The organism is Sphingomonas sp. CFBP 13728 (assembly GCF_014841895.1).
In the GTDB taxonomy this organism is placed as follows: domain Bacteria; phylum Pseudomonadota; class Alphaproteobacteria; order Sphingomonadales; family Sphingomonadaceae; genus Sphingomonas.
The window spans coordinates 883,277-909,652 of sequence record NZ_JACYUS010000001.1 but is presented as its reverse complement, the minus strand read 5'-3'; the positions used below and the strand labels follow the sequence as shown (position 1 = coordinate 909,652).

Below are 26,376 nucleotides of genomic sequence, written 5' to 3'. Positions count from 1 at the left end.
GGGCGGCGATGGCGACGGTCGGTACCGGGCTCGTTCTCGCCATGCCGGCCATCGCTCAGGCCGAAAGGTTCGACGTTTCACCGGGACGGCTCGGCGACGTGGCAGCGACGCTCGGCGCGAGGGCTGGGATCACGATAACGGTGACCGATCCGGTCATCGCCGCCAGACGATCGCCGGGCGTCCGGGGTGCGCGTTCGGTGTCCGCCGCATTGGCGGAGGCTATCAAGGGCACTGGTGCCGACTTCGTCTTTTACGATCGCAAGACTGTCCGGATCATGGCGCGGAAAATCATCCCGCCGAAACAACCCAAACGTCCCGTTCCGGTAAGGACACCGATCGAAACCGCCGAAGTGCCTGGCGATATCATCGTCACAGCCAGCAAGCAGGGAACGCTGCTCGACAGTTTCCCGGGTTCGGTGAAGCTCATGGAATTCGATGCCGGCTGGCTGGCGCGCAACGCGGGCAACGGTAGCGCGGCGATCGCCGCATTGCTTCCGACCATGGGCTCCACGAATTTGGGCCCCGGCCGGGACAAGCTGTTTATCCGGGGGATCGCGGACAGCAGTTTCAGCGGCCAGACCCAGGCGACCGTCGGCCAGTATCTCGGGGAAGTACGCCTGAATTACAGTGCGCCCGATCCCGATCTGAACCTGTACGACATGGAACGCGTCGAAATCCTGGTCGGTCCTCAGGGCACATTGTACGGCGCGAGTGCGCTCGGCGGGATCATGCGTTTCGTCCCCAACGCACCGGCGACCGACCGCATCGCCGCGACCGCTTCCGCCGGGTTGAGTTCGACACGGTCGGGCGGCGTCGGGGGCGACGGTGCTGCGATGCTCAACATCCCGATCGCGGCGGACCGCATCGCCCTGCGTATCGTCGCATTCGGCGCGCGCGAAGCCGGATATATCGACGATCCGTCCCGCAATCTCCGCGACATCAACACGACGCGAAGCTTTGGGCAGCGCGTGACGCTGCGCATCGCCGATCTTTCGGGCTGGACCGTCGATATCGGCGGCGTCGAGCAGAATATCACCAGCCGCGACGGGCAGTACACGATCCGGGGCGATCCGCCGCTGACCCGCGCGACGGCGATCGCGCAGCCGTTCCGCGATCATTATCATCTCGGCTACGTGACTGCGCGACGTCCGCTTGGGCGGGGGGAGATCGTCACGACGGCGTCGGTGGTCGAGCATGATTTCACGACCGTCTTCGATGCGACGGGATATCTCGGCACAACGTCGCCGCTCAAGTTCGAAGAAACGAACGCGATCCGTGCCTATGCCTACGAGACGCGCGTGTCGGGCGGGGGCCAGCGATCGCCTTGGGTGGCGGGGGTGGCGGGGATCCATAACGTCAGCCGATTGTCACGTTCGATCGGGGTGCCGGATGCGCTCGAGCAGATCGCCGGCGTCCGTAACCGGCAGATGGAATTCGCACTGTTCGGACAGGCATCGCAGCCCATAACACGAACGCTGACGGCAACGGCGGGCGTACGCGTCACGCTGGCACGAAGCGCGGGCAGCCTGCTGGACAAATCCAAGAATGGATCGAAGGAGCCCTCCAGTACGGCGCTGCCTGCACTGCCGAGCTTCGCGGTGGATTGGCAGCCGTCCCGGTCGTTCTCGAGCTTCGTGCATTTTCAGAAGGGGTTCAGGGCGGGCGGTCTCGCGGTGGCGCCATCGGGTGACGCGCTGGATAGCCGGAAATTCGTGGCCGACGATCTGTCGATGACCGAACTCGGCGTGCGGTGGGGGCGCAGGGGGGAGGATCGGTTGAGTATTCGCGCCGCGATCTTCTTCGCCGACTGGAACCACATCCAGGCCGACCTCGTCGATACGTCGGGTTTGCCGTACACCGCCAATGTTGGGGACGGGCGGGTCTATGGGCTGGATGCGGAGATAACGTGGCGGTTGTCGCCCGCGCTCACGCTCACCGGCGCGGCGTTCGTCAACAACAGCAAGCTGTACGCGGCCGAGGCCGATTTCGGCACGTCCGAAGAGCAGACTTTGCCCAACGTTCCGAGGAACGGCACGCGCGCGGCCGCTACCTGGCAAAAGACCATCGCCGAGGGGGTGAATTTGAGCGCGGACGTGTCGGTGCGGTACATCGGTCAATCCCGACTTGGTGTCGGCCCTGTTCTGAATATCCCGCAAGGCCGATATGCGGTCGGCGATCTGGGGGGGCGGTTGGGCTTCGATAGGTTCGGCGTGTCGCTCGACATCGACAATATCGGCGACGTCCGCGCGAACAGTTTCGCGTTCGGCAATCCGTTCAGCGTGGCCGAGCGCGACCAGATGACCCCGCTCAGGCCGCGTACCATCAGACTGGGTTTCGACGTCCGCTTCTGACGACCGCTCGATCAGGACAAACTGCTTTCCGCCAGTGCGCGCAACCACTGCCGACACCGGTAAAGGGTATCAATCCAGCAACCCGCCGACGGCATTGTTTGAACCGGAGCGGTGACTTGGCGTTGGGCGATTTGGCGCTGGTGGAGCCGAAGGGAATCGAACCCTTGACCTCCGCAGTGCGATTGCGGCGCTCTCCCATCTGAGCTACGGCCCCGTGCGGTGGCCAGAGGCCATGATCGAGCCATTAGCGGTTGGTTTTGAGCGATGCAATGGTCGCCGCCAGTCCTTCCCGCACGTCGTCGCAGGGCTGCGTCCTGTCGCCGCCACATGGCCGGGTTTGCAGGAACATTCCGCCCTTTTGGCGTTTGTAGTCTTCGGAATGTACGGCCCCGCGATCGACGACAGATCGACGAAGCCGGCAGCCGCAGGACAGCAATTAGGAGGTTCCTATGGTCTACGAACGCAACACCCGAGATCGCCAGTCGGGCGACTATTTCGGTCGGCCGAACTCGAACGATTATGGTCGCGATTTCCGCGCGGACGGTGGTGGCTATGGCCGCTCCAGCGCGCGCGAGTATGAGGCCGCCGGCGAATATGATCGTGACGACAACCGCAGCGGCCGCGGCCAAGGATCTCAGGGGCGTGACGACCAGGGACGCGGCGATCAATATGGTCGCGAGCAGGGCAGTCGCGACTATTATGGCGGCCACAATGATCGCTCGCAGCCATCGGGCGGTGATCGCTATGGCCAGTCGCGTTACGGCCAGGGGGCGGGCCAGGGATATGGCCAACAGGGTAACGGGCAGCAGGGCTATGGCCAGCAGCGCTCCGGCCAGGGCTATGGCCAGCAGCGCTCCGGCCAGGGCTATGGCCAGCAGTCCTACGGCCAGCGCAGCCAGGGTTCGGGCGATACCGAATATCACGGCAGCTATGCATCGGACGGTCGCCGCGTCGAGGACGTAGGCCGCAACCGCGATGCCGATGACGACAACCGCAACTCTTCGCGCGGCGGCAGCCGTAACGAGGGGCGTGACTATGGTCGTCAGCCACAGGGCTATGACTATGACGATCGCGGTTTCATCGCGCGCGCAGGCGACGAAGTTCGCTCGTGGTTCGGTGACGACGAGGCCGAGCGCCGCCGCGAAGCCGATGCGCGCTATGACGAGCGGTCCTATGGCAACTCCGATAACCGTGCGTTCGGCAATCGCCCGTCGAACACGCATGACGACCACTACCATAGCTGGCGCAGCACGCAGATCGCTGCGCTCGACCGTGACTATGATGAGTATCGCAACGAGAACCGCTCGAAGTTCGAGAACGAGTTCTCGTCGTGGCGCAACGAGCGCCAGGGCCAGCGCAGTTCGCTGTCGCAGGTCACCGAGCATATGGAAGTCGTCGGGTCTGACGGTAGCCATGTCGGCACGGTCGACAAGGTGAAGGGCGACCGGATCCTGTTGACCAAGAACGACCGCGATGCGGGCGGCGTGCATCACTCGATCCCGTCGCGCTGGATCAAGACGGTCGATGGCAAGGTGACGCTGTCGAAGTCGGCCGACGAAGCCAAGTCGGCGTGGAAGGAAGAAGAGCGCAACTCGGCGATGTTCGAGTACGGCGATCGCACGGGCGGCGACAAGAAGGATGCCGGCACCAGCGGTTATGCTTCGAGCTCGCAGACGGGCAGCACGCAGACGGGTGGCACGACGACGGGCACGGCATCGACCACCGGCACGACCACCGGCAGCAGCACCACCGGTACGACGTCCGACACGCTCGGCAAGTCGGGTTCGACCACGTACTAACTGGTTGAAAGCGTTGGCTGGCGTCGCATGATGTCAGCCGGAAAGAGGCCCGGGCGGAAACGTCCGGGCCTTTTTGCAGGTTGCGTTGAGTGCGCGTTTCGCCATACCCGCAACACTAATAATCAAGATAGGAGCAAGTTTATGGCCCGTGCATGGAGCCTGAGGGCACGTCCGCAAGGCATGCCGAAGCATACCGACTTCGCCATGATCGATCTCGACCAGTCGGCGCTCGGCGCCGGCGAGGTGCGGATCGCCAATCGCTGGCTGTCGGTCGACCCGTACATGCGCGGGCGAATGAACGACGTGAAAAGCTATGTCCCGCCGTTCGCGTTGGGCGAGGCGATGCAGGGCGGCGCGGTCGGCGAAGTGGTCGAGAGCAACGATGACGGCATCAAGGTCGGCGACATGGTGCTGCACATGGCGGGCTGGCGCGACGAGGCGGTGGTGCCGGCCGCACAGGTGCAGAAGCTGCCCGCGCTCGACGTGCCGGCACAGGCGTTCCTGGGTCAGCTCGGCATGCCGGGCATGACGGGGTATTTTGGGCTGCTCCAGGTTGCCGAGGCGAAGGCGGGCGATACGGTGTTCGTGTCGGCGGCTGCTGGCGCGGTGGGCTCGACCGTCGTGCAGGTCGCCAAGGCCAAGGGCATGACGGTGATCGGGTCGGCCGGCGGGGCGGAGAAATGCGCCTGGGTGAAGTCGCTCGGGGCGGATGCGGTGATCGATTACAAGGGCGACGTGCCGGTGGTGAAGGCGCTGGGCGAGGCGGCTCCTAAAGGCATCGACGTGTATTTCGACAATGTCGGCGGCGAGCATCTCGATGCGGCGCTGGCGCATGCGCGAATGCATGCGCGGTTCGCGGTGTGCGGGATGATCGACGTGTACAACAGCGGTGCGGCGACGCAGCTTAAGTATCTCGCGCGGCTGATCGGTAACCGGGTACAGATCCGCGGGTTCATCGTCAGCGATTACATGAATCGCGCCGAGGAGTTCTACAAGGACATGGGCGGGATGCTGGCGGCGGGGACGCTGAAGCGGCAGGAGACCGTGCACGAGGGTCTCGAGACGATGCTGGATGCGTTTCTGGGGCTGTTCTCGGGTGGAAATACGGGGAAGATGCTCGTCAAGGTTTGAGCTAACCCTCTTCCATCCCAGCACTTACCCCCCCCGGCGGAGGCCGGGGTCCAATTGGAAAGGTCGCAGTAACGGAGCGCAACGCCCGTCATTGGCGGCCCCCAATTGGGCCCCGGCCTTCGCCGGGGTGGGGGGCAAGGTCTGACCGCCTCGCCAAAATGACGATCAGGTCGATCCGCGGGTCTACAACCACTTCGCTTGCTTGAACTTCACGTACAGTGCGGCGCAGACGACCCCGATCACGCCCAGCACGACGAAGTACCCGTACTCCGTCTTCAACTCGGGCATGTTCTCGAAGTTCATGCCGTAGATCCCGGCGATCGCGGTCGGCACGGCCAGGATCGCAGCCCAGGCGGCGAGCTGGCGGGTGATCGCGCCGGTACGTTGTTGTTCGAGCAGGTTGCTGAATTCGAACACAGAGGTCAGCACTTCGCGCAACCCCTCGACCATCGTCTGCACGCGGCGGACGTGGTCGAGCACGTCGCTGAAATAGGGTTTTGCCTCGGTGTCGATGCAGGGGAGGTCGAGGCGGACGATCTTACCTGCGACCTCGCCCATCGGTCCTAGGATTCTCTGGAAACGGATCATCTCTCGTCGAAGCCCGAAGATACGGACAATTTCGTCGCGGCCCAGGAAGGCGTCGATCGTGCGTTGTTCCATCGCCAGCACCTCGTCTTCGATGCTTTCGACGATCGGGAGATAGCCGTCGACGACGTAGTCCAGGATCGCATGGAGGACGTAGTCGACGCCGTTGATCAGCAGTGTCGGCGCGGCTTCGAGTTGTTCGCGGAGTGCCTTGTGCGAGCGTGCCGAGCCGTGTCGGACGCTGATGATGTGGCTGTGGCCGACGAAGATCGCGGTTTCGCCGTATGCGATCTTGTCGTCTTCGAGCTGCGCGGTGCGGGCGACGACGAAGAGCTGATCGCCATAGACGTCGATCTTGGGGAGCTGATCCGCCTTGATCGCATCCTCCACCGCCAGCGGGTGGAGGTTATACTGGTCCTTGAGCGTCCGCATCTCGGCGTCGGTCGGGTCGCAGATGCCGATCCAGACGAACTCCGAACGATCCGCGGGGCAATCGACCTTTTCGTCGATCGAGACCGCGCGGACGCGCTTGCCATGGCGATAGAGATACGCGGCGACGACCGTCATGGAGCCTCAAGGATTACGCTTACAAGGCCGCGCCGGTATCAGAACGCCGGGAGCACCGCACCCCGATAATGCTGCTCGATGAAGGTCTTGGTGGCCGGGCTGCGCAACGCAGCGATCAGTTTCACGACCCGCGGATCCTTCTCGCCGCCGGGCAGGCCGACGACGAAATTGACATAGGGGCTGTTCTTGTCCTCGATCGCGAGCGCGTCGCGGACCGGGTTGAGCTTCGCGTCGAGCGCGTAATTGGTGTTGATCAGCGCGAGATCGACCTCGCCGAGCGTGCGCGGCAGGGTGGCGCCCTCCAGTTCCTTGAACTGCAGGTTTTTGGGGTTGGTGGCGATGTCGTTGAGGCTCGACAGCGGGTTGGTCGGGTTCTTGAGCGTTATCAGCCCGGCCTTCTGGAGCAGCAGCAGCGCGCGGCCGCCGTTGCTCGGTTCGTTCGGGATCGCGACCGTCGCGCCGTTCGGGATCTGCGCGATCGACTTCCACTTGCGCGAATAGGCGCCGAGCGGTTCGACGTGGACGCCTGCATAGGTCACCAGATGCGTACCGCGCGAGGCGTTGAACTGGTCGAGATACGGCTTGGTCTCGAAATAGCTGACGTCGATCTGCTTCTGCTCGACCTGGAGATTGGGCTGGACGTAATCGTTGAAGACGCGGATCTGAAGGTCGACGCCTTCCTTGGCGAGCGTCGGCTTGATCGATTCCAGGATTTCGGCGTGCGGCACCGCGGTTGCGGCGATCGTCAGCGTCTTGCCGTCGTTGGTCTTGGCACCATCGCAGGCGGCGAGCGCGAGCAGCGAGAACGAGGCGAGCAGGGTGCGGCGGTTCATGCGAATTCCTAGCGGCGGGTGAAGTGGCGAGCGAGCGCGTCGCCGGCATATTGGATGATCTGAACGAGCACGACCAGCAGCACGACGGTGACGACCATGACGTCGGTCTGGAAACGCTGATAGCCGAACCGGATTGCGAGATCGCCGAGGCCGCCCGCGCCGACCACGCCCGCCATCGCGGTGAACGACACGAGCGCGACCGCGGTCACGGTGGCGCCGGCGATCAGCCCGGGGAGCGCCTCGGGGATCAGCGCGCCGGTGACGATCTGGCGGGTGGTGGCGCCCATCGCCTGCACCGCCTCGATCGTGGTGCGGTCGACTTCCTTGAGCGACCCTTCGACGAGCCGCGCATAAAAGGGCGCGGCGCCGACGACGAGCGGGGGGATGGCGCCAGCGACGCCTAGCGAGGTGCCGACGAGCATCACGGTGAGCGGGATCATCACGATCAGCAGGATGATGAACGGCACCGAGCGGAGGATGTTGACGATGATCCCGAGCACGGCGTTGGCGACCCTGTTCTGCGACAGGCGGCCCCGGTCGGTGAGGTAAAGCAGGACCCCGAGCGGGAGCCCGAACGCGATCGTCAGGATCAGCGATCCGCCGAGCATGATCAGCGTGTCGAGGCAGGCCTGGCCGATGTCTGACCAGTCGATGTTGGCGAAGAAGCTCATGCCGCCAGCGCTGCCAGCATGCGCTGCGTCGCAGGGTGGGTGGCGTTGGCGAAGATGTCGGTAACGTCTCCGGTCTCGACGATACGGCCGCGTTCGAGGACGGCGACGCGGTCGCAGACGTAGCGGACGACATCCATTTCGTGGGTGATGAGGACGATCGTCAGGCCGAGGTCTCGGTTAAGGTCGCGGAGAAGGGTTAGGACCGAGCGGGTGGTTTCGGGATCTAAAGCGCTGGTGGCTTCGTCGCACAGGAGGATGTCAGGGTCGGTGGCGAGCGCGCGGGCGATGCCGACGCGCTGCTTCTGGCCGCCCGAGAGTTGAGCGGGGTATTTGGTGGCGTGATCGGCGAGGCCTACGCGGTCGAGCAGTGCGGCGACTTTCGTCTCGCATTCGGCTTTGGATACGCCCGCGAGCACGAGCGGGAACGCGACGTTCGCCGCGACCGTGCGCGACGACAGCAGTCCGAAGTTCTGGAAGATCATGCCGATGCGGCGGCGTAGCGCGCGCAGGTCCGCCGCCGACAGGGCCGCGACGTCGACGCCATCGACTTCGACCCGGCCCGAAGTCGGGCGTTCGAGCGCGTTGATCAGGCGGATCAGCGTCGACTTGCCCGCGCCGGACTGGCCGATGACGCCGAATACGCCGCGCGCCGGAATTTCCATCGACACGCCGTCGAGCGCAGCCGCGTCGCTTGCCGGGTAGGTTTTGACGACGTCGGTAAGGCGGATCATGCGGTACCCATGACCTGCGCGGCGAACCGCTCCATTTCCTCGGCCTGCGGGCTCATCTGGAGCAGCAGCAGGTCGAGACCGGCCGCCTCGTATTCCGCGACACGCTCCTTCAACTGCTCGGGCGTGCCGACCAGATTGGGGCGCAGGCCGCGGTTGGAGACGGAATATTCCTGGATCTTGAGTTCGCGTTCGAGCTGCGTGCCCGACAGCCACTGGTCGAAATTGGCGTAGCCCGCGGGGAGTTCGGTGACGCTGGTGATGCGGTCGAGCTCGCGCTTGGCCTCCGCCTCGCTGTCGCGGACGATCGCGTAGGCGGCCATGCCGTATTGCATCGGCGCGCCGCCAGCTGCTTCGCGCCGCGCCGCCATGTCGGCGATCTTCGGTGCAATCGCCTCCGCCGGGTCGCCGTGCATGACGTACGCGTCGCACTGCGCGGCGATCATCGCCTTGGCCTTCTCGCTCTCGCCGCCCGCGTAGACGGTTGGGCGCTTTGCGGGCTTGGGCGCGCAGATCGCCTGTTCGGTGGTGTAGAACTGGCCCGCGAAGTCGAACCGCTCCTGCGTCCACAACCCATCGACGACGGTCAGCCACTCGGCGGTGCGTGCGTAGCGATCGTCGTGCTGGTCGAACTGGAGGCCGTATTGCTTCGCTTCGTCCGCCCACCACGACGACACGACGTTGAGCGCGAGGCGGCCGCCCGAAATGCGGTCGATATTCGCCGCGGCCTTGGCGAACAGCGCGGGGTGGTGGAAGTTCGGGCGGACCGCGACCATCAGTTCGATGCTGTCGGTCACCGCAGCGAGCGCCGCCGCGGTCGACCATGCGTCGAGCGCGGGTTGTTCGATGCCCTTGATATCGTTGAGATTCAGCTCGGCGATCAGCGTCAGGTCATAGCCCCAGCGCTCGGCATTCTGCGTGAGCGCCTTGGTATACGCCCAGCTCGCCTCCATCCCTTCGTCGGGGACATTGCGGAGCCAGCCGCCGAAGACGGGAGTCCAGTAACCATAGCGCATCAGCGGGCCTTCTCGATCTGTTCGATCAGGTAATCGACGAGGCGGTCGTGCGGATCCCAGCCGAGCACATCCAATGGCTTGGCGACGAAGTTCGACAGTGCGTTGATGTCGTAGAAGCGCGCGACGCCGTCGCGGTCGTCGATCATCACCTCGACTCCGCCGACATCGAGATCGACCGCGCGTGCGATCGCTTCGGCGGCGTCCTTCAAGGTCTGTGAGGGCTCGACCGCGGCCATCTTGATGCCCGAGCCGGGGACGACGCAGGCGTCCGCGGGGCAGAGATCGAATGCGCCGCCGCCCGCGACGTCGATCGCGTAAAGGAATTTGCGGTCGAGCGTCTCGATCCGGGTGATCGCGCCGTCGCGGACGGGGACGTATTCCTGGACCAGCAGCACGCCGTCGACACTGCTCGGGAGGCCGGCGTCGGCTACGGCGGTGCGGAGTTCGTCGAGGCTGTCGAAGCGGATGATGCCTGCGCCCGATCCGCCGATGTTCGCTTTGACGACCAGCGGGAAGCGGAGCGTCTGCGCGGCGGGGACGACGTCGGCGGCGCGGTGGACTACGCGCGTCTCGGGGATTGCGAGGCCGAGCGAGGCGATCAGCGACAATTGTCGCGCTTTCGACGCGTCGATCGCGAGGACGTCTGTGCCGTTGATCACGCGCGCGCCTGTGCGGCGCCAGTGATCGAGCATCGCCATCGTGTCGAAGATCGGATGATCGCCGCTTCGCAGGAAGCTCGACATCGCGATGCGGTTGAAGACGACGGGGGCGGGGGCGCTCTGGTCGGCGGGGTTCCAGAAGCCATCGGGCGTCGCGCGGGTGAACGCGACGCCGCGGCGGTCGAGCGCGGCGAACAGCGGTTCGAACCAGAGCGGGTGCTCGTAGAGAATGGCGAGATCGGTCATCCCTCTCCGGATACGCATTGCGCGCGGGCGTGCAAACCCAAGCAAAACTTTGCGGCGCGCAATATCGTGTCGCGGGGCCGCTGACAGGGAGCGGAGGACGCGGTAGCGTGGCGGATGATTTCTAGATTCGCCACGCTCGCTCTCGCCGTTCTCGGCGCGGTTTCCGTCTCGGCGCAGGAGGCTCCGCTTGCGCCGCCGCCTGTTGCTCCGGCGACCGTCTCGATCGTGATGACGACGAGCGAGGGGCCGATCACGCTGGCGCTGGAGAAGGAGCGTGCGCCGCTGACGACCGCGAACTTCCTTCGCTATGTGGATCAGAAGCGGCTCGATGGGGTGACGTTCTACCGGGCGATGAAGCTCGGGGCGGACTCCGGGTTGATCCAGGGCGGGCCGCGGGGTGATGCGAAGCGGCTGCTGCCGCCGGTGAAGCACGAGCCGACCAGCCAGACCGGGCTGTCGCATGTCGATGCGACTATTTCGATGGCTAGGTTTGCGCCGGGGAGTGCGACGGCGGACTTCTTCATTACCGTCGGGCCGGTGTTGTCGCTCGACGCGAACCCGGCGGGGAGTGGCGACACCGCGGGGTTCGCGGCGTTCGGGCATGTCGTCGAGGGAATGGACGTGGTGAAGCGCATCCTTGCTGCGCCGACTTCGCCGACGGCTGGGGTTGGCGTGATGAAGGGGCAGATGATCGCTGCGCCGGTTAAGATTTTGACCGTTCGTCGGGTAAAGTGAGGCAAGGCCTTACGTCACTTGATTAACGCTGCCACCCCGGCGAAGGCCGGGGCCCAGTTGGAAAGGTTGCAGTAACGGCGAACTGCGCATCGTTATAGCCGTCCCCCAACTGGGCCCCGGCCTTCGCCGGGTTGGCGGCTGGTGAGGCGGGCTACCATGACCCAATGCTGTTTCCCCGCGAAGGCGGGGACCCAGACTGGGCTCCCGCCTTCGCGGGAGAACAAGGAGGTGGGCGGTGCGGATAGTCGAGCGCGCTTCAGGCCGGCGCCATAACCCGGATGATCCCGGCCGCGACCTTCGCCGTCACCGGGGTCTTCGCCAGCACCTCGCCGTCGATCGAGATCGGCAATGGCGGGATGGTGTTGATCTTCAGGGTCTTCCCCCGAAAGTCCCGCACCTTCTCATGCCGAGATTCAAGCCGAAACACGCTGGAGAACCAGTTCTGCACCAGCCGCCGCTTCACGTGCCCCATCACCGCCTGCACCACGATTTCGCCCGAATCGACCGCCGCCGCGTCGACCAGTTCGGTGCCGCCATGATAAGGCCCGTTCGAGATCCGCACCTCGACCACGCGTATCTTTACTGCAGTCGGACCCTCGCCGACGATCAGCGTGAACGGGCGGAAGCGCATGTACTGATACGTTGCCCACGCCAGATAGCCGACCTTGCCGAAGACTTTCTTTAAGCCGTGCGGGACCGTCTCGGCGATCTTCGGGCTGATGCCCATCGCCGCGCAGTTCGCGAAATAATCGCCGTCGATCATGCCGAGATCGATCCGGCGCGGCTTGCCGGTGCGGATCACCTCGACCGCACCCTCGACGGTCAACGGTATGCCCAGCGTGCGGGCGAAACTGTTGGCGGTGCCAAGCGGCAGAACGCCCAGGATCACGTCGTGTCCGACCATCAGGTCGACCAAGCCGCTGACCGTACCGTCGCCGCCGCCCAGGATCAGCAGGTCGGGCTTCTTCGCCAGCGCCCGCAATACCGTCGCCTCCAGATCCTTCGGGTCCTCGACCGCATGAGCATCGACCTCATAGGGCAGCCCCGACATCGCCGCACAGGCGCGCTTGAACAGCTTCTGGCCCTTGCGCGACTTGGCGTTGACGACGAGCGCCGCGGACGTGATCGTATCGTTCGACATAAGGCCCCCAACGCACGGCATGCGGTTTCGCACCCGTAACGCTTCTCCCGTAAAACTTGATCCGTCGCCGCGCATCCCGCAAAGCCCGGCGCATGACCGCAAGCTATCCCGCGCTTCGCCTCCGTCGCACCCGCGCCTCTGCCTGGAGCCGCCGCCTCCATGCCGAGACCGTGCTGACTCCCGCCGACCTGATCTGGCCGCTGTTCGTCACCGAAGGGGAGGGCGTCGAGCAACCGATCGCCAGCCTGCCGGGCGTGTCGCGCTGGTCGGTCGACGGGATCGTCGCGCGTGGCCGCGAGGCGCGCGACCTCGGCATCCCGTGCATCGCGCTGTTCCCCTACACGCAGGTCGAGCGCCGGACCGAGGATGGCCGCGAGGCGCTGAACCCCGACAATCTGATGTGCCAGGCGATCCGCGCGCTGAAGGATGCCGTGCCCGAGGTCGGCGTGCTGACCGACGTCGCGCTCGATCCGTACACGAGCCACGGTCATGACGGTCTGGTCGACGCGGCGGGCTATGTCGTCAACGACACGACCGCCGAGATGCTCGTCGCGCAGGCCTTGAACCAGGCGAACGCGGGTGCCGACATCATCGCGCCGTCGGACATGATGGACGGCCGGATTGGCATGATCCGCAGCGCGCTCGAGGCGGAGTCGCACCACAACGTCCAGATCATGTCCTACGCGGCCAAATATGCGAGCGCGTTCTACGGCCCGTTCCGCGATGCGGTCGGTTCGCGTGGGCTGCTGAAGGGCGACAAGAAGACGTACCAGATGGACAATGCCAACGCAGAGGAAGCGCTGCGCGAGGTCGCGATGGACCTGGCGGAGGGCGCCGACACGGTGATGGTCAAGCCCGGCCTGCCGTATCTCGACATCATCGTCCGCGTGCGACAGGCGTTCGAGGTGCCGGTGTTCGCGTACCAGGTGTCGGGCGAGTACGCGATGATCGAGCACGCGGTCGCGGCGGGTGCGGCGGAGCGCGACGTGATGGTGCTGGAGACGCTGATGTCGTTCAAGCGCGCGGGTTGCTCGGGCGTGCTGACGTACCACGCGGCGCATGCGGCGAAATTGCTGAATGGCTGACACGGTCGGCGCGGACGACAGGCCGCTGATGGCACGCTGGTGCAGAACGATGTTCGTGGCGACGATCCTGACGGGGTCGTTCCTGTTGTTCCTCGTCCAGCCGATGGTGGCGCGGATGGCGTTGCCGCGGCTGGGTGGCGCGCCGGCGGTGTGGAACTCGGCGATGCTGGTGTACCAGGCGCTGCTGCTCGCGGGCTATGCGTATGCGCATTGGCTCGGGCGGGTCAGGCCGCGTGCGCAGGCGGCAGTCCATCTTGGCGTGCTTATCGTTGCGGCACTGTGGTTGCCGATCGGGTTGATCGCGATGGACCTGCCGGCGGACGCGTTGCCAGCCTTGTGGGTGCCGTGGCTGCTCGGGCTGTCGATAGGGCCGTTGTTCTTTGCGGTCTCCGCGCAGGCGCCGCTGATCCAGCGCTGGTTCAGTGCGGCGAGTGGCGGCGGCGATCCGTATGCGCTGTATGCCGCGTCGAACCTCGGCAGTTTCGCGGGGCTGATCGCGTATCCGCTGCTGGTCGAGCCGCTGATGGCGGTGCACGGCCAGAGCTTTTTGTGGAGCGGCGGGTATCTGCTGCTGATCGTGCTGGTGCTCGCCTGCGCCACGCGCCTGCCGAAGACCGCGGCGGTCGATCACGTTGCGGCGACCAGCGCGCCGCCGGGTGCCAGGCGGATCGCGCACTGGATCGCGCTCGCGCTCGTGCCGTCGGGGATGATGCTGGCGACGTCGACGTACATCACGACCGATATCGTCGCGATGCCGCTGCTGTGGGTGATCCCGCTCGGGCTGTACCTGCTGAGCTTCAGTGTGGCGTTTGCGAACGATCGCTGGCTCGCCGACCTGCTCACGCGGATCGCGCCGATCACGATTCTGCTGTTCGGTGGCATCATCATGGGCGGGGTCAACGAGCGCCCGTTCTTCAGTGCGGGGATCGCGCTGGTGTTGCTGTTCATGATCTCGGTGGCGCTGCACACGACGCTGTACCGTAAGCGGCCGGCGCCTGATCGTCTGACCGGGTTCTATCTCGCGATGTCGGCGGGTGGCGCGCTCGGCGGGGTGTTCGCTGCGCTGGTGGCGCCCGTGGTGTTCGACTGGACGTACGAGTATCCGCTGCTGATCCTCGCAGCGGGCGCGCTGGTGCCGCAGATGTATCTGTTCGGTCGGTTCCGCGCGCTGTGGATGGGCAAGGGGCCGGCGAAGCATGTCGCGCTGCTCGCGATCGTCGTCGCGTTGGTTGTCCTGATCGGCTTGCGGATCACCCATCCCGACGGCGCGTTCGGCGAGAGCCGGCAGGGTCTCGATTTCCTCGTGATAGCCGCCATCGGGTTCGTCGCGATCGGCGCGCGGCGGCCGTACATGGTCGTGCTGGCGGGTGCGCTGGTGCTGTTCGGCGGATATCGGTCGCTTGAGTTCTCGCTCGATCCCGGCGCGCGCGTGCGGAGTTATTTCGGGGTTTATACCGTACGCAACACGCCGGGCCCGAATGGCGGCGTTCGCGAGCTCGATCACGGGACGACGGTGCACGGCATCCAGCTGCGCGGCTCGCCCGAGCGCGAACGGACGCCGACGACCTATTACGCGGCAGGATCGGGCGTCGGGCAGGCGATGCAAGCCGCGCCCGCCTTGTACGGCCCGCAGGCGCGGATAGGTGTCGTCGGGCTGGGGACGGGGACACTGTCTTGTTACGCAAAGCCCGGTCAGCACTGGCGGTTCTACGAGATCGACCCGGCTGTGGTGCGGATCGCACGCGATACCGGGCAGTTCACCTATCTTTCGCGGTGCCTGCCCAAGTCCGAGATCCGGATGGGCGATGCGCGGATCGCGTTGGCGCATGATACGCCCGACAGCCTCGACCTGCTCGCGCTCGATGCGTTCTCTTCGGATTCGGTGCCGATGCACCTGATGACGCGCGAGGCGTTCGCGACCTATGGCCGGGTGCTGTCACCGCGCGGCCTGTTGCTGGCGCATATCTCCAACCGGTTCATCGATCTCGAGCCGGTGATCGCGGCGGCGGCGCGCGAGGGCGGATGGACTGCGGTCGAGCTGAAATACCGCCCGTCGACCTTGCTGGTCGATCGCGCGTCTGCGTCGGACTGGGTGGCGTTGTCGCGCGATCCGCGTGCAATTGCCAAGTTGCGGTCGGGTGATCCCGAATGGGCGCCGCTGGTGCCGCGCAAGGGCTTCACCGCGTGGACCGACGATTATTCGACGATCCTGCCGTTGCTGAAGGGGTTCTAGCGTTCTGATCCTCCCCCTGTCGGGCGAGGATCAGCAGCGGATCAAGCGGCGGGGAGGCTTGCCTGGATGCGCGTGATCGTGGCGCCTTGGCGATCGTTCTCCGCCTGTGCCTTGTCGCGGATGGCGGCCAGCGCCGGATAGTCGGCCTGCAGCTTGGCGGCGCGATCGGTGGCGCGCTGCTCGATGTCCGTTACCAGAGCAGAGGATTGCGCGCGCCAGTCGTCGAGCCCGGCAAGTGCGGTTTGGGCGGCGAGCCACGCGTCGCTGCCGACGGCGCCGCCGCGTGCGGTCCGTGCGAGGGCCTCGGTCTTGGCTGCGTCGCGCGTGAAGCCGGTGGCGATCGCATCGAGCTTGCCCGATATCGTCCGGATATCCGCGTCGAGCGCGGGATCGGGTGCGGCCACCGCGGACTTTACCTCGGGCTCGGCGAATCCGAGCTTCTCGACCGGGCGCAGGCCGAGCGACGGATAGGCGGTGGTATCCTTGCTGCACGCGGACGCCGCGAGCAGGGCGAGTAGCGACAGCGAGCGGAGCGAAGCGGCGAGTTTCATGCCCGCCGCTCTATGCGTCCGCGTCGCGCGACACAACTTTATCGCGCTACGCTCTTGCGCCCCCGAAAATGCCTGCTATCAGCGCCCCTCCAGTGCACCCATAGCTCAGCTGGATAGAGCATCAGACTACGAATCTGAGGGTCGGGCGTTCGAATCGCTCTGGGTGCACCAGGATTTTCCGCTTCACGGCGGGCTTGTCGAACCGGTCACGGTACGGCGATGCACCCATAGCTCAGCTGGATAGAGCATCAGACTACGAATCTGAGGGTCGGGCGTTCGAATCGCTCTGGGTGCACCATTTTTCCTATCATCGGGCGTCGAGCCAGCGGGCGATGCGATCGAGCAGCCTGTTCGTCGCGTTCAGCCTGCCGCCCATTTGTAGAAACGCGTGGATCATGCCGTCGAACCGGTCGTGGTCGACGGTGACGCCCGCGTCGCGCAGGCGCTGGCCATAGGCTTCGCCTTCGTCGCGTAGCGGGTCGTTCTCGCAGGTTACCAGCAGCGTCGGGGGCAGGGCGGCGAGGTCGCCTGCCAGGATGGGCGACGCGCGGGGGTCGGTGCGGTCTGCGTCCGAGGCGAGGTACAGGTCGATCTGTCGCTCTAGAGACTTCGCGTCGATGATGTTGCCGTCTTCGCTCGCTCGCGAGGGGTAGGCGGCATCGCGGCGCAGGTCGGTGTTCGGATAGAGCAGGATCTGGCCGTGTAGCACTGGTCCGCCTTCGGACGCTGCGCGGGAGGCGAGCGCGGTCGCGAGCGTACCGCCTATACTGTCTCCGGAGATGACGACGCGCGACAGGTCGATATCCAGCGCATCGGCTTGCGCGGCGAGGCCTTGCAACGCCGTCCAGCTGTCGTCGAGTTGCGCGGGGAAGCGGCGTTCGGGCGCCAGACGGTAAGCGGGTGCGGCGACCAGCCAGCCGGTCCGGTTCGCCAGCGCGCGTAACGCCGGGTCGTGGCCGTCTATCGACCCGGCGATCGCGCCGCCGCCGTGGATGTGCAGCAGGAGCGGCAACGGGCCAGGCTTCGGGCGATAGAGCCGCACAGTGAGCGGGCCGGACTCCGACGGCAACAGGATGTGCGTGATCGCGTGGACCGGCTCCGGATCACCCGAGAAGGTCTTCAGCAGTGCCGTCTGATAGCGGAAGTCGGCCAGCCACCGCGCGTCCCCGGCGTGCGGATCGGCGTCTGGGGCGAGTGTCTTTATCGTGTCGAGTATCGTTCGAGCCTGTGGATCCACCGGCGCATCTCCTTCGCGGATCGGACGTTTGGTGGCTGTAACGGGTTCCCTGCGCGCGCAACTGCGACTTTGGACAAAGCCGGGCGTTCAGCGCACAGAGATATCAAGGAGATGGCTATGAAGCGAACGGGCAAGCGATTGATCGGCGGGGCGCTGTTGGCGGCGGTATCGGGGATCGGGCTGTCGCTGTATTCGAGCCGCGTCGCGCGGCTTGCCGAGGACCTGGTGCCGGCGGAAGGGCGTTTTCTCGACGTCGCGGGCGCTCGACTGCATTATATCGATGTCGGCAGCGGGCCGACGATTGTCATGGTCCACGGGCTCGCCGGGCAGTTGCGCAACTTCAGCTACGCGCTCGTCGACCTGCTGAAGGACGAGTATCGCGTGATCGTCGTCGATCGGCCGGGGTCGGGCTATTCGACCGCGACCGGGGCTATGCCGGGGATCATCGGGCAGGGCGCGATCATCGCCGACTTCATCCAGAAGCTCGGGCTCGATCGGCCTTTGCTGGTCGGGCATTCGTTGGGCGGTGCGCTGAGCCTCGCGGTCGGGCTCGACCATCCGCATCTGGTCCGCGCGCTGGCGTTGATCGCGCCGCTGACGCAGCCGCTGGAGCAGGTGCCCGAGAGTTTTCGCGGGTTGGCACGTATTCCGTCGGGTGCGCGTCTGGCGTTCGCGCAGGTGCTGGGTACGCCACTCAGCCGGTTGACCGCGAAGAAGACGCTGGAAGGCGTGTTTGCGCCTGAGGCTGTGCCGGAGGATTTCGTGACGCGCGGTGGCGGCGCGCTGTCCGCGCGGCCGATCGCGATCGCGGCGGCGGCTGCGGATCTGGCTGGGGCGAACGACGATGTGACGGCTATGGTCGGGCGGTATGCGGAGATCGGTTTGCCAGTGCGGATATTGTTTGGGCGGCAGGATGCGATTCTTGATCCGGCCTGGAATGGTCACCGGACTGCTGCGGTTATTCCGGGGGCCAAGATCGATACGATCGAGGGCGGGCATATGATCCCAATTACTGCGCCGGAGGCGTGTGCGCGGTTTGTAAGGGCTGCGTTTGCGGCTGGGTGAGGGGCGGCGTCCCGTAGACTTTCCACCCCGGCGAAGGCCGGGGCCCAACTGGGGAAGCAAGCTAACGAAGCGTATCCCTCCGTTACGCCGAACTTTCCAATTGGGCCCCGGCCTTCGCCGGGGTGGTGCCTTGGTGGAGTACGGCGCGAGCAACTGAGGGGTCGGCGGTGGAGCAAAATACCACCGTCCCCGCTGATACCGCACCGGTAACTCGCAGCGCTACGCCATAATCGAGCGCCATCTCCCGCTCCTTGTTCTCCCACGAAGGCGGGAGCCCAGACTGGGCTCCCGCCTTCGTGGGAGAACAAGCTTGCGTTTGAGTACCGGTCAGCCCGCGACGGGGAGCTTCACCTGGCCGGCTTCGTCACGTTCCAGGGGGCCGTAGGACAGTACGACCTCGAGCAGCAGCGGCCCGCCATAGATGTGTGGGAACTGCTGCCCGCCACGCGACTCTTCCCACTTCACGTCGTCGCCGAGCGCTTCGAGATCGATCGCCGCCACGTGCAGGTCCGACTGACCGGCGAAGTGCTTGTCCACCGTCTCCGTCAGCTGCTCTGCCGTCGACAGGTGGATATAGCCGTCAGCCACATCCACTGGCGCACCCGCAAAGCTCCCGCTTTCCAGCGTCGCCAACTGCTCCCCGGTCAGCACCTTGTACGCGATCGGATCGCGGCTCATTCGCCGTCCTCCGGGCCCGCTGCGTCGTCCTCGCCGATCGTCGCGCCGGTATCCGGAGCGACCTCCGGCACGGCGTCCGCCAGGTTGATCTCGGCGTCTTCCTCGGTTTCCTCGATCCGTGCGGCCGAGACGACGTGCTCGCCCTTCGCCACGTCGAACAGCTTCACGCCGGCCGAGTTGCGGCTGATGACGCGGAGCGACGCTAGCGTCGTGCGGATCAGTTTCGCCTGGTTGGTCACCAGCATCAACTGATGGCCCTTCGCGGCGGCGAAGCTCGCTACGACGGGCCCGTTGCGCGCGATGTTGTCGATGTTCGTGATGCCCTGGCCGCCGCGACCCGTGCGGCGATAGTCATAGGCGCTCGACAGCTTGCCATAGCCGTTCTCGCAGACCGTCAGGATGAACTGCTCGCGGTCCTTGAGGTCGTTGTAGCGGTCGGCGCCCATGCCGTGATCGCCCTCGCGCTCGCCCTTCCACGGTGCGAACTTGAGGTACGTCTCGCGCTCCTCGGGGGTCGCGCCGACCCGGTGCAGGACCGACAGCGAGATCACCTCGTCGTCGCCCTTCAGCGTGACACCGCGCACGCCGGTCGACGTCCGGCTCTGGAACTCGCGGACGTCGTCGCCGGCGAAGCGGATCGCCTTGCCGAGCTTGGTGGCGAGCAGCACGTCGTCATGCTCGCTGAGCAGCGCGACGCCGATCAGCTTGTCCTCGGAGCCCTCTTCGAAGCGCATCGCGATCTTGCCGTTCGACGGCACGTTGGTGAACGCGTCCATCGCGTTGCGGCGCACGAGGCCGCGCTGCGTCGCGAACATCACGTGCAGGCGGCTCCATTCGCTCAGGTCCTCCGGCAGCGGGAGGACGGTCGAGATCGTCTCGCCGGGCGCCAGCGGCAGCAGGTTGATCATCGGCCGGCCACGCGTGGCGGGGCCACCCTCGGGCAGGCGCCAGACCTTGTAGCGGTACACCTTGCCGAGGTTCGAGAAGAACAGCACCGGGGTGTGCGTCGAGGTGACGAACAGCTCGGTGACGACGTCCTCGTCCTTCGTCGACATGCCCGCGCGACCCTTGCCGCCACGCGCCTGTGCGCGGAACGTGTCGAGGCTGGTGCGCTTGATATAGCCCTGCATGGTCACGGTGACGACCATGTCCTCGCGCTCGATCAAATCCTCGTCGTCGATGCCGTTGGCGGCGGCGGCGATCTCGGAGCGGCGCGGGGTGGCGAATTCGTCGCGGATCGCGATCAGCTCGCCGCGCATGACTTCGTACAGCTTCGCACGGTCGCCGAGGATGTGGAGCAGCTCGTCAATCGTCGCGGCCAGCGCCTTCAGCTCGTCGCCGATCTCGTCGCGGCCGAGCAATGTCAGGCGGTGCAGGCGAAGATCGAGGATCGCGCGAACCTGCGGCTCGGACAGCTTGTAGATGCCGTCGGCCTGCTTGTCCTCGACCGCCTCGACCAGCGCGATGTACGGCGCGATCTCCTCGACCGGCCATTCGCGCGCGAGCAGCTTGCCGCGTGCTTCGGCCGGGCTCGACGAGCCGCGGATGATCTTGACGACTTCGTCGAGGTTGGTGACCGCGATGACGAGGCCGAGCAACAGATGCGCGCGCTCGCGGGCCTTGGCGAGTTCGAACTTCGAGCGGCGGGTGATGACCTGCTCGCGGAAGGTGATGAACGCGCCGATGATGTCGCGCAGGTTCAGCAGTTCGGGACGGCCGCCGCGGATCGCCAGCATGTTGGCAGGGAAGCTCGACTGTGCGGGCGTGTGCCGCCAGAGCTGGTTGAGCACCACGTCGACGGTCGCATCGCGCTTCAGGTCGATGACGATGCGGACGCCCATGCGGCTCGATTCGTCGCGGATGTCGCTGACGCCTTCGATCCGCTTGTCCTTGGCGGCTTCGGCGATCTTCTCGACCAGGCCGTTCTTGCCGGTCTGGAACGGGATTTCGGTGAGCACGATCGAGCGACGGTCGCCCTTGCCCTCCTCGACGATGTGCCGCGAGCGGACGATGATCGAGCCTCGGCCGGTCTCGTACGCCGACTTGGCGCCCGCGCGGCCGAGGATGATCGCGCCGGTCGGGAAGTCGGGGCCGGGGACGATCTCGAACAGTTCCTCGGTCGTGATCGCGCCATTGTCCATGTACGCGAGGCACGCGGCGATGACTTCGCCGAGATTGTGCGGCGGGATGTTAGTCGCCATGCCGACCGCAATGCCGCCCGCGCCGTTGACCAGCAGGTTGGGGAAGCGTGCCGGCAGCACCGAAGGCTCGCGCTCCGAACCGTCATAGTTGGGGGTGAAGTCGACCGTATCCTTGTCGAGATCGCCGAGCAGCGCGTTCGCGACCTTGCCGAGGCGGGCCTCGGTGTAGCGCATCGCCGCGGGTGGATCGGGATCCATCGAGCCGAAGTTGCCCTGGCCGTCGATCAGCGGCACGCGCATCGACCAGTCCTGAGTCATGCGGGCCAACGCGTCGTAGATCGAGCTGTCGCCGTGCGGATGGTATTTACCCATCACGTCACCGACGATGCGCGCGGACTTGCGGTACGGCTTGCCGGCGACGAAGCCGCTTTCGTGTGCGCCGTACAGGATGCGGCGATGGACGGGCTTCAGGCCGTCGCGGACGTCGGGCAGCGCGCGCGCGACGATGACGCTCATCGCATAGTCGAGATAGCTCGACTTCATCTCGTCGACGATCGAGATCGTGGCGATGCCGGCGGGCTCGCCGCCCTGGGGTTCGGCGAGTATGGTCTCGTCGGTCAAATCTGAACGCTTTCGGCTTGTTGCGGTATGATGACACACCTTAGCCGAGGGGGGGGCACCTTACTACCCCCGCGCACGCGTACGCACGCGAGGGAGAAGGGTTTCATCGTTAATTACGGGTATTTGCACGCGGTCTTGGTCTTGTTGCCGGCGAGCGAGCAATTGTAGGTGACGGACTTGCCGTTCGCGAGCTTGGCGGTGACCATGCGGCCCTTGGCGACGGTGGTCGTGCGCTTGGCGACCTTGGTGTTGCCCATTGGTGTGGTGGTCTTGGTGGTGGTGGTGTGCGTCGCGACGGTCTTCGGCTTGACGCTGGTCTGCGCCTGCGTCGCGGCGACGGCTGCGGTGCCGGACAGCAGTGTAGCGCCGGCGAGGATCGCGAGGGGGAGGGACTTCTTCATGCGGGTATCCTCTCGTTTCGGCCTTGGTGGACGATGCGAAGAGACTGCGCCGGGGGACCTGAACGGAGTGTGGCAGCGAGGTGAAATCGGCGTCATGCGCGGGGGCGGCGGCGTGCGTTGCAAGCTCGGTTCTCCTGCGCACGCAGGAGTCCAGGGTTACGGGCGGTAGCGTTTGGTATCCTGGGCTCCTGCGTGCGCAGGAGAACAGCGACTAAGGCGTGACCTCGACGCCATCCCACGCAAACAGTTTGCCGCTGTCGGGCGCGCGCAGGCCGTCGATGACGTCGAGCAACTGCACCGCCGCGCGGTCAGGCTTGAACAGGTTGCCGGGCGTCACGTTGCCCTGGAACGGCTTCGACAAACCGGTGTCGACAGTGCCGGGATGCAGGCCGACGACGATCCCGCTGGAGTTCCGCCGCTTGTCCTCGATCGAGATCGTCTTCACCAACTGGTTCAGCGCCGCCTTCGAGGCACGATACCCGTACCAGCCACCGAGCTTGTTATCGCCGATGCTGCCCACGCGAGCAGACAATACAGCAAACACGATCCGCCCCGCCTTCGGCATCGTCGGCAGGAAGTGCTTGGCCACGAGCGCCGGCCCGATCGCGTTGATCGCGAAGTTGCGCGCCATCCACACCGGATCGAGCTCGCGCATCGCCTTTTCGGGGCCCTTGTCGCCGTCGTGGAGCAAGCCCGTCGCGACGATCACCAGCGTCGGCGAGCCGACCCGCGAAGCCGCCGCCGCAATGCTAGCCTCGTCCTCCAGATCGAGATGCCGATCGCCGCTCTCCGACCGCGCGAACCCGTAGACCTTGTCGAACGCCCCTTCCTCGATCAGCGCCTCCTCCAGCGCCTTGCCGATGCCACCCGACACACCGATGACGACCGCGCTGCTCACTTGCGGACGAACCGGAACTGCGCGTCGCTGCTGCCCGCCGCGTCATAGGCATAGCCGTCGCTGTCGAAGCCCTTGATCCCCTCGATGTCGTCGACGCGGTGCTCGACCAGCCACCGCGCGACCATCCCGCGGGCCTTCTTCGCGTGGAAGCTGACGAACTTCTGCGCCTCGCCCTCGCGGAAATCGATCGCGACGACGCGGATCGATTTGGGCAGCTTGCCGTCTGCTGCCGCCCAATATTCCTGGCTCGCGAGGTTGAGGATCGTCCCCGATCCCTCCGCCTCGACATCGTCCGCGAGCAGCTTGGCGATGCGGTCGCCCCACCAGTCGGTCAGCTTCGTCTTCCGCGGCGCCCAGCGCGTGCCCATCTCCAGCCGGTAGGGGCGCATCAGGTCGAGCGGTCGCAACAGACCGTAGAGTCCCGACAACATCCGCACGTGATCCTGCGCGTAATCCACCGCCGCGTCGTCGAGCGTCTTCGCCTCCAGCCCGGTATAGACGTCGCCGGCAAACGCGAACATCGCCGGCCGCTCGGGCAGCGTGTCGAAATCGCGGTACCGGTCCGCGTTCAGCTTCGCCAGCGCGGGCGAGATATGCATCAGCTCGGACAGCTTCTTCTGCGTCAGGTGCGCAGCGGCATGCGCTAGCGTCTTCGCCTCGTCGGCGAACCGTGGCGTGGTGGGCTCGAGATTGGGCAGCGCGCTCTCGTAATCGAGCGTCTTGGCGGGCGATAGGACAGCGATCATCGTCGCGATCTACCGCCCACCGTCATCTCGTTCAATCGCGGTTCACGGGGTAAATTCCATGCGCGGGGATACAAGCCGCTTGCTTGAACGTATGCACGGCGGACCATATAGCGTCGGCGCGCGCCACCACGGTAGGGCCGACGCAGAGGGAGAGTTTCCGCATGAAGACCATTTCCAAGCTTGCACTGGTTGCGGCATTCGCCACTGGCGTAAGCAGCATGGCGCTCACCACGCCCGCCTTCGCCAAGGACAAGAAGGCCGATGCGGCGCCAGCGATGAAGCTGAGCCCCGAAGTCCAGAAGCCCGGCATCGCCGCGCAGACCGCGCTGGCCGCCAAGGATTATGCCGGCGCGCAGACCGCGATCGACCAGATCGATGTCGCCGCCAAGACCGATTACGAGAAGTATATTGGCGCCGCCCTCCGCTATCAGCTGGAAACCGAGAAGATCGTCGCCGCGCAGACCGCGAACCCGAACGCGCCGGTCAACGAGACCACGCTCGCCAAGCCGCTCGACGCGCTGATCGCGAATGCGGCGACGCCTGCTGCCGATCGTGGTCGCTATGCGTATCGCCGCGGCGCACTCGCGTTCAACGGCAAGCAGTATCCGGTCGCGCTGCAGTATTTCGCGAAGGCCAAGGAGCTTGGCTACACCGATCCGAACCTCGGCCTGCAGATCGTCAAGGCCAAGATGGATAGCGGCGACGTCGCCGGTGGCACCGCGGATCTCGAAGCCGCGATCGCACAGATGACCGCAGCGGGTCAGAAGGCGCCGGAAGAATATTACCGGTACGCTGTCGCCAAATCGTACGCCGCAAAGCGCAACGCCGACACGATGGCATGGCTGAAGAAGTGGGTCACCGCGTATCCGTCGGCCAAGAACTGGCGTGACACGCTGGTGCTCTCGGGCATCCAGCAGAACGCGCTGATCACGCTCGACGAGACGCAGAAGATCGACATCTTCCGCCTGATGCGTGCGACCAACTCGCTCGCCGACCAGACCGACTATCTGCAATATGCCGATAGCGTGAACCGTCGCGGCCTGCCGAGCGAAGCGCAGGCTGTGATCAAGGAAGGCATGGCGCAGGGCAAGATCCCGGCGTCGAACACGATGGCTAAGGGCCTGCTGGCCGACGCGACGAAGAACATCGCCGCCGACGGTCCGCTCGCAGGTCTTGAAAAGCGTGCGACGACGGCTGCCAACGGCAAGCTCGCCGCGGGTACGGCCGATGCGTATCTTGGCCAGAACAACTACGCCAAGGCGATCGAGCTGTACCGCCTGGCGCTGACCAAGGGCGGTGTCGACGCCGACGACGTCAACCTGCATCTCGGCATCGCGCTGGCACGCTCGGGCGACAAGGCCGGCGCTGCGACCGCGTTCTCGGCGGTGAAGGCTGCACCGAAGTCGGACGTTGCCGGTCTTTGGACGACCTGGGCTGCCGCACCGGCTGCATAAACGGCTAAGCCTGGACTTGAGGAACGGGGCGGCAGCGATGCCGCCCCGTTTCGTTTATGGGGCTTTGCTTCTGATCCTCACCCGCAAGGGGGAGGTGGCGCCGAAGGTGACGGAGGGGAGGACACGCAACGTCGTTCGTTGCTTACGGCCTCTTTCGTCAGGCGAGTGCCTTCAACCTCCCCCTGGCGGAGGAGGATCGAGGGGCTGATGTCAGTCCACCACCACCGGTATTCCCGACAACGCCTTGGCCGTCCGGATCGTCAGCGACGTCTTCACGCTCGCCACGTTCGGTGCAGGCGTCAGGTGGGTCGTCAGGATCTCCTGGAAGCTCTTCAGGTCCGCTGCGACGATCTTCAGGATGAAGTCGATCTCGCCGTTGAGCATGTGGCATTCCCGAATTTCCGGAATGTCTGCAATATGATGCTCGAACGCGGCGAGGTCGTGCTCGGCCTGGCTGCGCAGCGACACCATCGCGAACACCGTGATCGGGAAGCCCAGCCGGCTCGCGTCGAGATCCGCATGATAGCCACGGATCGCACCTGCTTCCTCAAGCGCGCGCACGCGGCGGAGGCAGGGCGGTGCGGTAAGGCCCACCTGGTCGGCCAGGTCGACATTGGTCATCCGACCGTCGGCCTGCAACAGCGACAGGATCTGCCGATCGATCCGGTCAAAACTCATTTCACGCAACTCCTGATGGGCATCGCAAACCAAGCGATTCATTCTTCATAGCGATAAGATTGTTGCGGCGAAACGCAATTGTCCCACAATGCGACGAAGAGGGTGCCTACCAAAATGGGTTGTTCC

General features: G+C 65.6%; 23 protein-coding genes and 3 tRNA genes. 10 read left to right on the top strand and 16 right to left on the bottom strand.

Annotation, left to right across the window (positions count from 1 at the left end; translation table 11 throughout):
* Positions 1-8 precede the first annotated feature (8 nt).
* Positions 9-2,351, top strand: coding sequence for a TonB-dependent receptor (locus IFT67_RS03935; protein WP_192145108.1), 2,343 nt, complete (start codon positions 9-11; stop codon positions 2,349-2,351).
* Between the two features lie 138 nt (positions 2,352-2,489).
* Here IFT67_RS03935 and IFT67_RS03930 read toward each other — a convergent pair.
* Positions 2,490-2,565: transfer RNA gene (locus IFT67_RS03930), tRNA-Ala, on the bottom strand.
* A 235-nt stretch (positions 2,566-2,800) separates the two neighbouring features.
* Between IFT67_RS03930 and IFT67_RS03925 the strand changes: the two genes are divergently transcribed.
* A complete protein-coding gene (locus tag IFT67_RS03925; protein WP_192145107.1) occupies positions 2,801-4,150 on the top strand; it encodes a DUF2171 domain-containing protein in 1,350 nt (449 codons plus the stop codon).
* Positions 4,151-4,291: 141 nt separating this feature from the next.
* Complete coding sequence (locus IFT67_RS03920; RefSeq protein WP_192145106.1) at positions 4,292-5,281, top strand: NADP-dependent oxidoreductase; 990 nt, start codon at positions 4,292-4,294, stop codon at positions 5,279-5,281.
* A gap of 183 nt (positions 5,282-5,464) precedes the next feature.
* On the opposite strand, the gene IFT67_RS03915 is transcribed toward IFT67_RS03920, so the two are convergent.
* From IFT67_RS03915 to IFT67_RS03890, 6 genes are read right to left on the bottom strand one after another with little or no spacing between them, the layout of a single operon-like run.
* Entirely contained in the window at positions 5,465-6,433 is a 969-nt protein-coding gene (locus IFT67_RS03915; RefSeq protein ID WP_107955333.1) for a magnesium and cobalt transport protein CorA, read from the bottom strand.
* 38 nt (positions 6,434-6,471) lie between these two features.
* On the bottom strand, positions 6,472-7,266 hold the full coding sequence (locus tag IFT67_RS03910) for a MetQ/NlpA family ABC transporter substrate-binding protein (protein WP_192145105.1): 795 nt from the start codon (positions 7,264-7,266) through the stop codon (positions 6,472-6,474).
* An 8-nt stretch (positions 7,267-7,274) separates the two neighbouring features.
* Positions 7,275-7,937, bottom strand: coding sequence for a methionine ABC transporter permease (locus IFT67_RS03905; RefSeq protein ID WP_056062682.1), 663 nt, complete (start codon positions 7,935-7,937; stop codon positions 7,275-7,277).
* Positions 7,934-8,668 carry a methionine ABC transporter ATP-binding protein gene (locus IFT67_RS03900; RefSeq protein WP_192145104.1) on the bottom strand — a complete coding sequence of 245 codons (735 nt, stop codon included), beginning with the start codon at positions 8,666-8,668 and terminating at the stop codon, positions 7,934-7,936. The genes IFT67_RS03905 and IFT67_RS03900 overlap by 4 nt, the downstream gene beginning before the upstream one ends.
* Complete coding sequence (locus IFT67_RS03895) at positions 8,665-9,681, bottom strand: LLM class flavin-dependent oxidoreductase (protein WP_192145103.1); 1,017 nt, start codon at positions 9,679-9,681, stop codon at positions 8,665-8,667. The genes IFT67_RS03900 and IFT67_RS03895 overlap by 4 nt, the downstream gene beginning before the upstream one ends.
* On the bottom strand, positions 9,681-10,586 hold the full coding sequence (locus IFT67_RS03890) for an ATP-grasp domain-containing protein (RefSeq protein ID WP_192145102.1): 906 nt from the start codon (positions 10,584-10,586) through the stop codon (positions 9,681-9,683). Before IFT67_RS03890 ends, IFT67_RS03895 begins: the two co-directional genes overlap by 1 nt.
* A gap of 114 nt (positions 10,587-10,700) precedes the next feature.
* On the opposite strand from IFT67_RS03890, the gene IFT67_RS03885 reads away from it, so the two are divergent.
* Entirely contained in the window at positions 10,701-11,321 is a 621-nt protein-coding gene (locus IFT67_RS03885) for a peptidylprolyl isomerase (RefSeq protein ID WP_192145101.1), read from the top strand.
* Positions 11,322-11,577: 256 nt separating this feature from the next.
* Here the strand turns inward: IFT67_RS03885 and IFT67_RS03880 are convergent, their stop codons facing one another.
* Positions 11,578-12,462: a diacylglycerol/lipid kinase family protein gene (locus tag IFT67_RS03880; protein WP_192145100.1), complete on the bottom strand. Its 885-nt coding sequence runs from the start codon at positions 12,460-12,462 to the stop codon at positions 11,578-11,580.
* 92 nt (positions 12,463-12,554) lie between these two features.
* Here IFT67_RS03880 and hemB point away from each other — a divergent pair, with 92 nt between their 5' ends.
* A complete protein-coding gene (hemB, locus tag IFT67_RS03875; protein ID WP_192145099.1) occupies positions 12,555-13,547 on the top strand; it encodes a porphobilinogen synthase in 993 nt (330 codons plus the stop codon).
* Entirely contained in the window at positions 13,540-15,780 is a 2,241-nt protein-coding gene (locus tag IFT67_RS03870) for a spermidine synthase (RefSeq protein ID WP_244647151.1), read from the top strand. Before hemB ends, IFT67_RS03870 begins: the two co-directional genes overlap by 8 nt.
* Before the next feature lie 41 nt (positions 15,781-15,821).
* Here the strand turns inward: IFT67_RS03870 and IFT67_RS03865 are convergent, their stop codons facing one another.
* The gene (locus tag IFT67_RS03865) at positions 15,822-16,331 is read right to left on the bottom strand and encodes a hypothetical protein (RefSeq protein ID WP_192145098.1); all 510 of its coding nucleotides are present in this window, start codon (positions 16,329-16,331) and stop codon (positions 15,822-15,824) included.
* Between the two features lie 94 nt (positions 16,332-16,425).
* Between IFT67_RS03865 and IFT67_RS03860 the strand changes: the two genes are divergently transcribed.
* Positions 16,426-16,502, top strand: a tRNA-Arg gene (locus IFT67_RS03860).
* A gap of 50 nt (positions 16,503-16,552) precedes the next feature.
* Positions 16,553-16,629: transfer RNA gene (locus IFT67_RS03855), tRNA-Arg, on the top strand.
* Between the two features lie 9 nt (positions 16,630-16,638).
* Here IFT67_RS03855 and IFT67_RS03850 read toward each other — a convergent pair.
* Complete coding sequence (locus tag IFT67_RS03850; protein WP_192145097.1) at positions 16,639-17,568, bottom strand: alpha/beta hydrolase fold domain-containing protein; 930 nt, start codon at positions 17,566-17,568, stop codon at positions 16,639-16,641.
* Between the two features lie 117 nt (positions 17,569-17,685).
* On the opposite strand from IFT67_RS03850, the gene IFT67_RS03845 reads away from it, so the two are divergent.
* Positions 17,686-18,633: an alpha/beta fold hydrolase gene (locus tag IFT67_RS03845; protein WP_192145096.1), complete on the top strand. Its 948-nt coding sequence runs from the start codon at positions 17,686-17,688 to the stop codon at positions 18,631-18,633.
* A 327-nt stretch (positions 18,634-18,960) separates the two neighbouring features.
* On the opposite strand, the gene IFT67_RS03840 is transcribed toward IFT67_RS03845, so the two are convergent.
* The 5 genes from IFT67_RS03840 to yaaA form a co-directional block, all read right to left on the bottom strand.
* The gene (locus IFT67_RS03840; protein WP_192145095.1) at positions 18,961-19,311 is read right to left on the bottom strand and encodes a DUF952 domain-containing protein; all 351 of its coding nucleotides are present in this window, start codon (positions 19,309-19,311) and stop codon (positions 18,961-18,963) included.
* Positions 19,308-22,073 (bottom strand): DNA gyrase subunit A, encoded by a 2,766-nt coding sequence (gyrA, locus tag IFT67_RS03835; RefSeq protein WP_192145094.1) that lies wholly within the window; start codon positions 22,071-22,073, stop codon positions 19,308-19,310. The genes IFT67_RS03840 and gyrA overlap by 4 nt, the downstream gene beginning before the upstream one ends.
* A gap of 113 nt (positions 22,074-22,186) precedes the next feature.
* Positions 22,187-22,474: a hypothetical protein gene (locus IFT67_RS03830; protein ID WP_192145093.1), complete on the bottom strand. Its 288-nt coding sequence runs from the start codon at positions 22,472-22,474 to the stop codon at positions 22,187-22,189.
* Between the two features lie 211 nt (positions 22,475-22,685).
* Positions 22,686-23,372 (bottom strand): SDR family NAD(P)-dependent oxidoreductase, encoded by a 687-nt coding sequence (locus IFT67_RS03825; RefSeq protein ID WP_192145092.1) that lies wholly within the window; start codon positions 23,370-23,372, stop codon positions 22,686-22,688.
* Positions 23,369-24,118 (bottom strand): peroxide stress protein YaaA, encoded by a 750-nt coding sequence (gene yaaA / locus IFT67_RS03820; RefSeq protein ID WP_192145091.1) that lies wholly within the window; start codon positions 24,116-24,118, stop codon positions 23,369-23,371. Before yaaA ends, IFT67_RS03825 begins: the two co-directional genes overlap by 4 nt.
* Positions 24,119-24,279: 161 nt before the next feature.
* Between yaaA and IFT67_RS03815 the strand changes: the two genes are divergently transcribed.
* Positions 24,280-25,572: a tetratricopeptide repeat protein gene (locus IFT67_RS03815; protein WP_107961829.1), complete on the top strand. Its 1,293-nt coding sequence runs from the start codon at positions 24,280-24,282 to the stop codon at positions 25,570-25,572.
* Between the two features lie 210 nt (positions 25,573-25,782).
* Here IFT67_RS03815 and IFT67_RS03810 read toward each other — a convergent pair whose 3' ends face one another.
* A complete protein-coding gene (locus IFT67_RS03810; protein WP_055880606.1) occupies positions 25,783-26,250 on the bottom strand; it encodes an Lrp/AsnC family transcriptional regulator in 468 nt (155 codons plus the stop codon).
* Between the last annotated feature and the right edge of the window lie 126 nt (positions 26,251-26,376).